This window comes from Arthrobacter sp. 9E16 (assembly GCF_002929435.1).
In the GTDB taxonomy this organism is placed as follows: domain Bacteria; phylum Actinomycetota; class Actinomycetes; order Actinomycetales; family Micrococcaceae; genus Arthrobacter_B; species Arthrobacter_B sunyaminii.
The window spans coordinates 610,996-621,883 of sequence record NZ_PJIU01000003.1 but is presented as its reverse complement, the minus strand read 5'-3'; the positions used below and the strand labels follow the sequence as shown (position 1 = coordinate 621,883).

The window sequence follows — 10,888 nt, the reverse complement described above, 5'->3', positions numbered from 1 at the left end:
TTGCTCCTCCGACTGGACTTGAACCAGTAACCCTTCGATTAACAGTCGAATGCTCTGCCAATTGAGCTACGGAGGAAAGCGCGAGTTCTACTATACAGGGTTTTTGGTGTGTATATGCACATCCAGGTGTGTTCCGGATCTCATCACCCCGTTCCCCCGACCGGCCATCGACACTGCGCCCAAACACCGGCGCGGGCCAACAACCGCCATATCAGTCCCGCCGGTGGAAGTGCAATGGGAAGCATGGATTTACCCGTCAACAGCAGCTATTGCTGTTGACCCCGTCCGGGGACGTTCATACCGTTCCCCACGCCGCTTCGGCCATGCTTCGAGCCCAAGCGCCAACTTTGGCTGCCGTCTTGGTGGCCCCGCAATGTACTCAAGGGAGAGTTCCATGAAGGTACCGCGTTTACTCACCGCTCTTTTTCTGACCTCGGCGCTGGTCCTGCCGACGGTTCCGGCGGTGGCCGTGCAGCAGGATGGAAAGCGTCCACCGGGACAGTCCAAACAAGACACCCTGCGCCGAGCCGCACCGAAGGACTTCAACATTGGTTCAGCCGTTGCCGGCGGCGGTCACCACGAGACCCAGGACTACCCCGATCCCTTTACCTTCGACAAGGAATACCGCAGGCAGCTTGCCGCTGAGTTCAATTCAGTGTCACCGGAGAACCAGGCGAAGTGGGAATTCATCCATCCGGAAAAGGATGTCTACCGCTTCGCCGAAATGGATTCGATTGTTCGGTTCGCCCAAAAGAACAAGCAGGCAGTGCGCGGCCACACTCTCTTCTGGCACAGCCAGAATCCGCAGTGGCTGGAGCAGGGAAACTTTTCGAAAGAGGAGCTCCGCGGGATCCTCAAGGACCATGTGCAGACCGTGGTGGGCAGGTATGCCGGAAAAATCCAGCAATGGGACGTAGCCAATGAGATCTTCAACGACGACGGAACCCTGCGCACCACTGAAAACATCTGGCTCCGGGAGCTGGGACCGGACATCATTGCCGACGTCTTCCAATGGGCACATGAGGCCGACCCTTCGGCGAAGCTCTTCTTCAACGACTTCGGGGTCGAGGACATCAACCCGAAGAGCAACGCCTACCTTGAACTCATCCCCCGGCTGCAGGCACAGGGCGTGCAGGTTGACGGCTTCGCCATCCAGGGGCATCTAAGCACCCGGTATGGCTTCCCCGACGCCCTTCAGGCCAACCTGCAGCGCTTTGATGATTTGGGCCTGGAAACGGCCATTACGGAAATCGATGTCCGCATGGACATTGTTGCCGGCACCGAGCCAACCCCTGAGCAGCTCGCGCAGCAGGCGGACTACTACCAGCGTGCCCTCAAGGCCTGCCTGTCAGTCGAGGACTGCAACTCATTTACCATTTGGGGCTTCACGGACAAGTACTCCTGGGTTCCGGTGTTCTTCGCCGGTGAGGGTGAGGCAACAGTCATGGAGGAGGACTTCACGCGGAAGCCCGCGTACTATGCCCTGCGGAAAACCCTGAAGGATCCCTCTTCTGTCCCTGACGATGGAGGCGGGTCGCAGCCGCCGCCCACCGGCGAAACTCCCGGCGGCGTGTCATCCGGCTTCGAGACGGGGACCGACGGATGGGCGGCCCGCGGGGACGGCGTGCTGATTGCACAAAGCTCTGATGCCCGCATCGGGACCGGTAGCCTGCTGGTCACGAACCGCTCCCAGGACTGGCACGGTGCCGCACTCGACGTCACCGGCGCCCTGCCTGTCGGCGCCGCCGTTCGGATCTCCGTGTGGGCCAAACTCGCCCCCGGACAGCAGCCGGCTTCGCTGAAGATCTCCGTTCAGCGTGACAACGGGGGCGGCAGCGCCTTCGAGGGCGTTGCTGGTGCGTCCGCCTCTGTCACCGCCGACGGCTGGACCGAACTCACGGGCACATACACCCTCGGTGCGGCTGCGGACAAAGCACAGGTATACGTCGAAGGAACGGCCGGAGTGGATTATTTGCTCGATGACTTCAGTCTCGCGGCGGTTCCGGAGATCCCCATCCAAACCAATGTCCCCGCGTTGAAGGATGTCCTCGGTGCGCAGGGAATTGAACATGTGGGAGCAGCGATCGACGCGCGCGAGACAGCAGGCAGCGCAGCTAACCTCATGCGGAAGCATTTCAACGCCTTTACGCCTGAGAACGCAGGCAAGCCCGAGAGTGTGCAGCCCGTCGAAGGACAGTTCACCTTCACCCAACTTGACCAGCTGCTGGATTTCGCGGACGCCAACAATGTCCAGGTGTACGGGCATGTGCTGGTTTGGCATTCCCAAACCCCGGAATGGTTCTTCAAGGACGGTTCCCGGGACCTGACCGGCAATCCAGCCGACCGGGCCCTGTTGAAGGCGCGCATGGAGGCCCACATCAAGGGCATCGCGGATCACATCGACGCCCGCTACCCGAACGGGGACAGCCCCATCTGGGCCTGGGATGTTGTCAATGAGACGATCGCTGACGGTGACACCGCCAACCCGCACGATATGCGGGACAGCCGCTGGTTCCAGATCCTTGGGGAGCGCTATGTCGACGAGGCGTTCCGTCTCGCCGACCGGTACTTCCCGGAGGCCAAGCTCTTCATCAACGACTACAACACCGAAATGCCCGCAAAACGGGCGGACTATCTCGACCTGATCCGTGCATTGGAAGCCCGCGGCGTGCCCATCGACGGTGTGGGGCATCAGGCCCACGTCGACGTCGCCCGTCCGGTCCAGTGGCTCGAGGACTCAATACGGGCTGTTGAGAAGGTCAATCCGGACCTCCTTCAGGCGATCACTGAGCTCGACGTAAACGCCTCCACCGAGAACCAGGGCGCGGACGTCGGCGGAGCACCCGTGGACCCCTACAGTCCGGCTTTCGAGAACGACGCCGATGCCGCAGCCGAAGTGGGCTATTACTACCGCGACTTGTTCGCCATGCTGCGCAGGCAAAGTTCGGCGATCGATTCGGTAACGTTCTGGGGCATCAGCAACGCACGCAGCTGGCTGCGGACCTGGCCGATGGCCCGGCCGTGGGAGCAGCCGCTCCCGTTCGACGATGACCTGCAGGTCACACCGGCTTACTGGGGCATCGTGGATCCCGCGAAACTACCGGCCCGGCCCGCCGACGTCCTGGCTCCGCGGATCGCCGACCAGCCGGACGTGGTGGCTTACGCGAAGCGTGCCGGCCGGGTAAAGGTGTCCTACCCGCTGCCCTCGGCAATCGACACCCTTGACGGAAAGGTGCCGGTGAACTGCTCTCCGCGACGCGGCGGTTCCTTTGCCGTGGGGACAACCACGGTCACCTGCACAGCCACGGATGCAGCCGGGAACACGAGGACCAACAGCTTCGACGTGGTGGTGAAGAAGCACAGGCACTCCGGAAGGCACTGACCGCTGCATCACCCGCATAAAAAAATGAGGCCCGAACCGGTATTCCCGGTTCGGGCCTCATTCATTTGCTCCTCCGACTGGACTTGAACCAGTAACCCTTCGATTAACAGTCGAATGCTCTGCCAATTGAGCTACGGAGGAAAGCGCGAGTACTACTCTACAGAGGTTTTGCGGGGAAGCGAAATCGGTGCCTGTCAGAGGCCCTTACTGATCTCCCCGCAACGCCCTGCGCTGCATTTCCAGCTCCATCAGCTCACGGTTCAACTGTTGGAACAGGGCCGGGTCCGCCGACGGATCGAGCCGCTGCAGCTGGCCCAGTTTCTCGGCTTTCAGATGTGTCACCTGAAGTTCGAACAGCCGGTTGAGGATGTCCCGGCAGTATCGCTGCAGGGCATCGTTGTCCCGGGCGTGCAGCGGCGTTACGGCAAGTTCGCTGACGAAGTCGCGGAGGGTGTCCGGCAGTTCCTGACGGACCTGTTCCACCCATTGTGCCGGTGCGGTGCCGGCATGCCCGGCGGCAATGATGGCGTTGTGCACGGCAAGGTAGGCCGGAACGGAGAAGCGGGCCGCTTTGAAGCGTTCCCACTGCCCCTCATCCAGCAGTCCCGGCTGCTGCAGGGCCACTTCCAGTGCCTGCCGCTCCATGCGGGCGGCGGGATCCCTCGGGTCCGGCCGGGAAAAGACCGGCTCCTCCAGTACCGGTTCCGGCACGGACTGACCGTAACCGCCGCCGTTGTCCTGAGGCTGCTGGTAGCTTTGGCGGCTCCCCTGCTGGGCCTGTTGCTGGCCGCGGCGGTCCCGGGACTCGTGCTGGGAGCCGCGGGCGTCGTCGCGCCCCCCAGCGGACGGAGCGGACTTGCCGTGCGTACCGCCTTCCCGCAGGCGTTTGGCAGCCGACGAGACGGCGCGCGTGACATCGTCGACGTCGGTGCCCAGCCAGCCGGCGAGCTCGCGGGCGTAGGCCGGGCGCATGGCGGGATCGCGGATCTCCGCCACCACCGGTGCTGCGGCACGCAGGGCCTGCACGCGGCCTTCAACTGTATTGAGATCGAATTTGCGCAGCGTGGAGCGGATGGAGAACTCGAACAGCGGCCGCCGGGAGCGGATAAGCTCGGCGACGGCGGTGTCTCCGTGTTTCTGCCGGATGTCGCACGGATCCATGCCCTCCGGGTCTACGGCAACATAGGTCTGTGCCGTGAAGCGCTGGTCCAGATCGAAGGCTTTCAGCGCAGCCTTCTGCCCCGCGGCGTCCCCGTCAAAGGTGAAGATCACCTCTCCTCCGGAACCGTCATCGGAGAGCAGCCTGCGGGCGATCTTGACGTGGTCCTCGCCAAAGGCGGTGCCGCAGGTGGCGACGGCGGTGGTGATGCCCGCGAGGTGGCAGGCCATAACGTCCGTATAGCCTTCGACGACGACGATCTGCCGGTCCTTGGCGATGGAGCGTTTGGCCAGGTCGATGCCGTAGAGGACCTGGGACTTCTTGTAGAGCGCGGTCTCGGGGGTGTTCAGGTATTTGGGTCCCTGGTCATCCTCATAGAGTTTGCGGGCACCAAAGCCAATCACGGCGCCGGTCAGGTCACGGATGGGCCAGATCAGCCGGCCGCGGAACCGGTCGTAGAAGCGGGAGGCATCGGACCCGGTGGAGAACATGCCGGTGCCGGCCAGTTCCTCTCGGGTGAAGCCCTTGTCCGTGAGGTGTTTGAGCAGGGTGTCCCAGCCCTGCTGTGCATAGCCCACGCCGAAGTGGGCTGCGGCTGCCGGGTCAAAGCCGCGTTCCTGCAGGAAGTCCCGGGCGGCCTGCGCTCCGGGGGTGCGAAGCTGGGCGGCGAAAAACTCGGCGGCGATCTTGTGGGCATCGAGCAGGCGCTGCCGCTTGCCGACGTCTTCGCGGCGCGGTCCGGTTCCGCCGTCTTCATAGTGCAGTTCATAGCCGAGCCGCGCGGCGAGCTTCTCCACCGTCTCCGAGAACGTTCCGTGGTCCATCTTCTGGACAAAGGAAATAACGTCGCCGCTCTCGCCGCAGCCAAAGCAATGGTAGGTGCCCACCTGGGGCCGGACGTGGAAGGACGGCGAGCGCTCGTCGTGGAACGGGCACAGCCCCTTGTAGGATCCGATGCCGGCGGACTTCAACGTCACGTAGCCGTCAATCACGGCCTTGATGTCGGTGCGGGAGCGTACTTCGTCAATGTCTTCGCGTTTAATCAGGCCGGCCATGCCTCCAGTCTATTCTTCCTGCCCTAACCGCCGTGGCTGGTGACGCGCGGCACGCCCAGGGATCCAGTGCACAAGGTCCCGCACACAGAGGATCCCGCCCGGCCATCGGCTGAGCGGGATCCTCTTGGACGACTACACCGGGTTACTGCTGATCCGTGCTGCCATCCTCCGCGCTGTCTGCCCTGCGGCGGCTGGCCGCCATTGCGAGGCCACCGACCAGGAGCAGTCCGGCCCCGGCGGCGAGGAAGCCGGCGGTTCCGTTGGCACCGGTGGAGGGCAGATCCGGACGGGCCGGCTTGACCGGTGCCGGGGTGGGTTTCGGCGTCGGAGCGACAACCGGGCTGTAGGTGTTGATGACGGTTGACTCAACTCCGCCGCCGGCCGGAATCATGACCGGTTCCGGAAGCTCCGCTGCCACGTTGACGGTACTGGTTCCGCCGCCGGCAGGTTCGGTCACCGTACACTCGGTATCGGTGGGCAGGCCCTCGAATGCGGTGCTGACGTTTCCCGTGGTCCCTGCCGGGATACTCACCGTTTCATCCAGGACCGTGCCGTCCGGTCCGCACCGAACCCGCAGGACGACTTCGCCCTGTGCACCCGCCGCGTCGCCGGTAATGACCTTGGTGACCACCAGGGTTCCCGGCGTGAAGGAGTAGGTGTTGGTGACAGCGGCCGCAATGGATCCGCCTGCCGGAACCGTCACCGGATCAGGAATCTCGGTAACCACGGAAACCTCAGTGGTAGCGCCGCTGGTAGGTTCAGTGACCGCGCATTCAGTCCCGGCCGGAAGGTCCTCAAACGTGGTGGTCACGTCATCCTGTGTCCCGGCCGGAATCGTCACCGTCTCATTGAGCACCGACCCGTCCGGACCGCACAGCACCTGCAGAACGACTTCGCCCTGCTGACCTGCCGCTTCACCCGCAATGGACTTGGTAACAGTCAAAGAGCCGGGAGCGATGGTGTAGGTGTTGGTTACCGCCGCTTCGGTCCCTCCGCCGGCAGGAACAGTCACCGGATCCGGCAGGACCGTGCTGACCTGGACCGTCTCCGTAGCACCTGTTGTGGGCTCCGTGATCGTGCACTCTGTGCCGGAAGGCAGACCATCGAAAACGGCCGGATCAGGAACAACCGTCCCTGCCGGGATCGTCACCGTCTCATCCAGCACCGACCCGTCCGGTCCGCACTGGACCTGCAGGACAATCTCTCCGTGCTCAAGCGCAGCCTCCCCGTCAATGATCTTTGTGACCGTCAGGGTCCCCGGAGCGAAGGTATAGGTGTTGGTCAGAGTGGAGTCAACAGTCTCACCGGCAAGAATCGTCACCGGGTCCGGCAGGATGGTTTCCACCAGGACTGACTCGGTTTCGCCGGTCTGAGGCTCCGTAACGTCGCAGGACGCTCCGGCGGGAATGTTGGTGTACCTGCCCGAGCCCTGTCCGGTGGCTCCGGCAGGCGCCTGGAACACCTCGTCCAGTACCGTAGCCCCCTCCGAGGTGCAGATGACACGGACCTGGATTACGTCCTGGTTGCCGGCTGCTTCGCCCCCGATCACCTTGGTGACTACCAATATGCCGGGCTTCAGCGAGTAGGTATTGGTCACCGTTGCCGTGGCCGTGGCCCCTGCCGCAATGACGACGGCGGTGGGCAAGTCAACGGAGACCTCTATGGTCTCGGTCTCTCCGGTGACGGGTTCCGTGACGGCGCAGGTGCTGCCTTCCGGAATGTCGACAATGGGGGTGGCGATGGTGCCGGTGGCCTGCGCATCGATGGTGACAGTCTGCTCCACGGTGGGGGCGCCGTCCAGGGTGCAGGTCACGAGAATCTCCACCTGGCCCTGCTGCCCTGCGGAAGCCCCGGCGATCACCTTGTTCAGTGTGAGCGCGCCGGGATTGACCGTGTAGGTGTCGGTGACCGTCACTTCCACGCCGTCGCCCGCCGGTATGGTGACGGTTCCACCGACGGGATCGATAACTGTGGTGACGCTGACCTCAGCGTTGGTTCCGTCCGAGGTTTCCGTGACCGTGCAGCTGGTTCCGGCCGGCAGATTCTCATATTCCTCGGTGGTCGGTTCAGTGGTTCCAGCAGGAATGGTGATGGTCTCGCTGAGACCGGAGGTGCAGGTAACCGTCAGGACCACTTCACCCTGGCGTCCGGCGCCGTCCCCGGCGATGTCCTTGCGGACCGCGAATGTTCCGGGGCGGAACTCGTAGGTATCGGTGATGGTGGCTTCCACACTGCCGCCGGCGGGGACAGTTACTGTGCCCTCCCCGGAGACAGTGACGCTAACCGCTTCTGTTTCACCGTTCACAGTTTCCGTCACCGAGCACTCCGTGCCCGCGGCGAGGCCGGGAAACTCCGAGGCTTCCGGCTCTGTCTCACCGGCGGCAATGGTCACGGTGGTGTCCAGGACCGTAGCGCCGTCCGAGGTGCACAGTACTGAGATCTGTACTTCGCCCTGGGCTCCTGCTGCAGTTCCGGTCACGATCTTGCGGACTGCCAGGGTCCCGGGCGTAAAGGTGTAGGTGTCAGTGACGGTCGCTGTGACGGTGTCGCCCGAAGTAATGGTCTGAGGCCCCGGAAGGTCGGTGATGACCGAGACGCTGGTGCTGGAGCCGTTGGTTGGCTCGGTAATGGTGCAGACGGTGTCCACCGGGATGTCGGTGAACGTGTCGGAGGTCAAGGATCCGGTGCTTCCGGCCGGCACGGTGAAGGTGAACTGGTAGTCCGGGCCGCAGTCAATGTTGATGACCACATCACCTTGGCTGCCGGCAGCGGCACCGGCGATGGTTTTGGTGACCTGGAGGGAACCGGTTTCGAAGAATTCGGCCGACGCCGTGGCGTTTGCGCTCAGAACCTGAGTGTCAGCCAGGATCAGTTTTTGGGCGGCGGCTGTGCCCGGTGTAGCTCCGTCATAGAGGAACACGTTTCCCGTGGGCACTGTCACCGCCGCCCGCGCCGTGATTTCAGCAGGCCCGGTGCTCCCCGAGTCGCTGCGAACCCAGACCTGAGTCCCGCTGGGAACAGTCTCCGGAAGCGGATCGTTGCCTGCCGCATCAGAATAAAGGCTGAACCCGTCATCCACGATGACCGTCACCTCAGCGGCATTCTCTGCGGCCACCGTATACGGGCCGGCGACTCCGTTGACTGGGCCTACGGCGCTGGCGGGGGTAATGGTGACGTCGGGGGCCGGCGGTTCGGGCTGCACCCCGCCGGCAATAGTCTCGGCAACGATGTTGGACACGGTGTTGTAGAGCGGGTGCCGCGGGTTGACGACGAAGCCGTCCGTGAAGAACCAGATGGCGGCCTGCACGGCGGCAGCCTTCTGATTGATGTCCAGGCCTGCAGGAGCATCAGTAGTCGGATAGTACGTGTTCAGGATCCTTTCCACGTACCCGATGTTCGGCACATTGGATTCATCCCACGTGCCGTTCGTGTATCCCAGCCCCACCCGGGTTTCCGTCCGCAAATCTATGCAGTACATCTGCGCCGTGTTTTCGCCCGTGACATCTTGGGTATTGATGATTCCGGCGAAGGACACGTCCTCCCGCTCATAGGTTGGAGGGATGGCGGTCGGGTATTCCGTGACCGGCCAATCGGTTCCCAACGGGGGCAATGCCCCGTTGACAGCTTGTCCTTCACCGGTTGAGCTGATGCTGATGTCCGTCACATCGGACGTGGCCGCGCCTCGCAACGGGCCGCCAGGCTTCAGGGTGGCGTTGGCCGGAGCTCCCAGCGGGGCTGCCACAAGCAGCAGAGCGAGCAGGATCCCCGCCCAGTTCCGCATACGGGAAGGCTGCGGGGGCGATCCACGGCGACGGCGGCGGACGTTGAGGTGTGGCTGGTCGCTCATGAAGAGTCCCCCGTGAGAGTTGTCCGGTAGAGGTGCTCCTGCGGCCAGTGGTAACCGAAGGGGTGAATGTTACACCTCAGATCCGAAACACTAACGAGACACTCCGGGCTCCGCCAGAGTCAACAGGGCTTTTTATCCGAGACAACCAGATGTTTTTACCAGAGCGCCGGAACCGGACCCACCAGCCGCTCGTGCAGTGCCAGCGCGGACCCGTCAGTGAGTGAGGCGACCTGGTCCACGACCACGCGCAGCCGGGCCCCGTCGTCGGCCGCTTCCCGCCAATCGGCAGCGAACATGGGTTCCAGATGCCGATCCCCCGTGGCGGCCAGCTGGGCTACCAGGGCTGTGAGGATCTCGCGCTGGCGTTCATACAACGGCTGGCGCTGGTCAGTGGTCATCACGAAGGTGGTGGCCAGGCCCTTCATGACCGCGATCTCCAGCTGGGTCTCCTCCGGAACCACCATTTCGGCGTTGTACCGGGTCAGCGGATCAGTGCCGTAGATAAGGCGGGTGGCTTCCAATGCACTGTTGCAGAACCGCCCGATCAGCTGGCTGGTCATGTCCTTGAGTGCGGCCATGGACCTGCGGCTGCCGTCGGACTCGCGGACCCACACCGGATCAGTTTCGAGCCGCTTGAGGGCCTCCTCAATCGCCGCTCCCTCGGTGCCGGGCAGGTACCACTGCTGGGTGTAACCGATGACCCGGGCGCGCTGGTCCGGATTGTCCAGCCACTTGAGCTGCACGTGGCCGGCCACTATGGCGTCCTCAACGTCATGCACGGAGTAGGAAATGTCATCAGCCAGGTCCATGACCTGCGCCTCCAGGCAGGAGCGGCCGGCGGGGGCGCCGTCGCGCAGCCAGCTGAAGACAGGCAGGTCATCTTCATAGACGCCGAATTTGGTGGTCCGGTGGCCGTTCACCAGCGGCGCATCAGCGATGGACCACGGGTACTTGCAGGCAGCATCCAGGGAGGCCCGGGTGAGGTTCAGGCCGGCCGGGCTGCCGTCCGGTGCGATGATCTTGGGTTCCAGCCGGGTCAGCAGGCGCAGGGTCTGCGCATTGCCCTCGAACCCGCCGATGGCATGGGCAATGTCATTCAACGCCGTCTCGCCGTTGTGTCCGAACGGCGGGTGCCCGAGGTCATGCGAGAGGCAGGCGGCGTCGACGACGTCGGGGTCACACCCGAGCGCGTTGCCCAGTTCGCGGCCCACCTGAGCCACTTCCAGGGAGTGTGTCAGGCGGGTGCGGACAAAGTCGTCAGTGTCCGGAGCCACCACCTGGGTTTTGGCGCCGAGCCGGCGCAGCGCCGAGGAGTGCAGCACCCGGGCACGGTCCCGGCCAAACTGGGTGCGGTTGGTGTTCTTGGCAGGCTCGGTGACCCAGCGTGCAAGGTCAACATCGGTATAGCCTGCGGTTTGGAAAGCCTGCGGAAAGGTCATGGGTGT

General features: G+C 63.7%; 4 protein-coding genes and 2 tRNA genes. 1 reads left to right on the top strand and 5 read right to left on the bottom strand.

Annotation, left to right across the window (positions count from 1 at the left end; translation table 11 throughout):
- Window positions 1-3: 3 nt before the first annotated feature.
- Window positions 4-76, bottom strand: a tRNA-Asn gene (locus CXR00_RS15065).
- Between the two features lie 318 nt (window positions 77-394).
- Between CXR00_RS15065 and CXR00_RS18675 the strand changes: the two genes are divergently transcribed.
- Complete coding sequence (locus CXR00_RS18675; protein ID WP_258060511.1) at window positions 395-3,382, top strand: endo-1,4-beta-xylanase; 2,988 nt, start codon at window positions 395-397, stop codon at window positions 3,380-3,382.
- A 68-nt stretch (window positions 3,383-3,450) separates the two neighbouring features.
- On the opposite strand, the gene CXR00_RS15055 is transcribed toward CXR00_RS18675, so the two are convergent.
- The 4 genes from CXR00_RS15055 to CXR00_RS15040 form a co-directional block, all read right to left on the bottom strand.
- A tRNA-Asn gene (locus tag CXR00_RS15055) sits at window positions 3,451-3,523 on the bottom strand.
- 63 nt (window positions 3,524-3,586) lie between these two features.
- Window positions 3,587-5,596 (bottom strand): DNA primase, encoded by a 2,010-nt coding sequence (dnaG, locus tag CXR00_RS15050; protein ID WP_104055334.1) that lies wholly within the window; start codon window positions 5,594-5,596, stop codon window positions 3,587-3,589.
- Window positions 5,597-5,738: 142 nt separating this feature from the next.
- Window positions 5,739-9,443, bottom strand: a complete 3,705-nt coding sequence (locus CXR00_RS15045) for a thioester domain-containing protein (RefSeq protein ID WP_104055333.1) — start codon at window positions 9,441-9,443, stop codon at window positions 5,739-5,741.
- 155 nt (window positions 9,444-9,598) lie between these two features.
- Window positions 9,599-10,882: a deoxyguanosinetriphosphate triphosphohydrolase gene (locus CXR00_RS15040; RefSeq protein ID WP_104055332.1), complete on the bottom strand. Its 1,284-nt coding sequence runs from the start codon at window positions 10,880-10,882 to the stop codon at window positions 9,599-9,601.
- Window positions 10,883-10,888 lie beyond the last annotated feature (6 nt).

Excerpts from the sequence above, each read along its gene's own strand:
- dnaG (WP_104055334.1), bottom strand. The coding sequence starts at position 5,596 with ATGGCCGGCCTGATTAAACGCGAAGACATTGACGAAGTACGCTCCCGC.
- CXR00_RS15045 (WP_104055333.1), bottom strand. The coding sequence starts at position 9,443 with ATGAGCGACCAGCCACACCTCAACGTCCGCCGCCGTCGCCGTGGATCG.
- CXR00_RS18675 (WP_258060511.1), top strand. The coding sequence starts at position 395 with ATGAAGGTACCGCGTTTACTCACCGCTCTTTTTCTGACCTCGGCGCTG.
- CXR00_RS15040 (WP_104055332.1), bottom strand. The coding sequence starts at position 10,882 with ATGACCTTTCCGCAGGCTTTCCAAACCGCAGGCTATACCGATGTTGAC.